This is a genomic window from Parendozoicomonas sp. 209JJ7-1 (assembly GCF_058147085.1).
Genome location: NZ_JBYVJU010000077.1, coordinates 1 through 1,186 on the forward strand (window position 1 = coordinate 1; position 1,186 = coordinate 1,186).

Consider the following 1,186-nt stretch of genomic DNA (forward strand, 5'->3'; position numbering starts at 1 on the left):
TAACGCCTAAATCAGGTGCGCCGTAGGCGTCACCTGGATTTACTTGTTAAGTGCGTTTTATATTGAGGATTTTAAGTAATTTTTCTTGAGTCTCTTCCGTGCTATCTAAAAGCCCAAATAAAAAGAAATTTTCACATTGTTTATTTACACGATTAAATAAGTCTTCAAATAACCTACGACTTGGCAATACGGTTTTGTTTGTCTGTGAGTCCATGTGGCTAATATAGCGAATTGGATCATAGGCTTTTTCACCAGACTCATTAACAGCCATGGTTAGAGTTGAATAGAGCATATCTGATAAAAATACAGGCTTACCAACATCAAACCTAGAAAATATCTGAGTGCGAATGTCATTGGATTCAATGAATGAATCTTCAGCTCGATAAATGCCTAGTAGTAAATAAAAAAGAAAACTATCAGTTCCTTCAGCGACATACTTGACCCCTGTCTCATCTGCAATAATTACCTTTTCTAGGTTACCGTATTTGTTTTTTACAATGCTTCCCTTAACTTCTTCCTTGGTGTAACACTGTATAACTGCGTAGCTGGTATTAATTATTACTGAATAGTTGTCAAATAGGACTGGACCTAGACCTTTTACGTAGTGATTTACCTCAATTCTATATTTCTTTTTCACTTCTTCACTATCAACGAGAACCCAAATTGCGTGATCCTCGAATATTGAAAATCTTACGGCATATAAAAGTGGAAGATTGAAGTTTCCTGCAAATTCAGCTCGTTTCTCTAAATCTTTTCTCGTAACCTTAAGTTTGTCCTTTTTAGTAGACTTTACTTCAATCATGCAGTTATACCTTGCTTCTTCGCAAGGTGGAATATTTAGAATGCTTGCACTTGGGTTAAATGTTGCTAGAAAGTCTGCAGTTTTAGCATGGCTCTCAATGATTGGAGTTTGATCAAGTGCTGTCAGAGAAGAACATCGCTCCATCATTTTGCAAAGTATGGCAAACTCATCCTCTTGAGTAAGTCCATGAATAATATTGTCAATCCGATCTATTTCGTCACGTTTAATGAATTTGCCTTTCAATTCTTGGAAATCGCTATCGTTAGTAGTGATTCCTTTCATTACTTTTAATCGTTTAGCAAGCTCAACTTGTGAAAGCTCACTTTCATATACTTCATTCATAATGTTTACTGCGATAGTCGATGTTGGTTTAGCACTTAACGC

General features: G+C 36.0%; 1 protein-coding gene. It reads right to left on the minus strand.

The window, feature by feature from the left end; genetic code table 11:
* Positions 1–46: 46 nt before the first annotated feature.
* On the minus strand, positions 47–1,186 hold a 1,140-nt coding region (locus ACY2RQ_RS19405), incomplete at its 5' end, for a hypothetical protein (protein WP_490114661.1).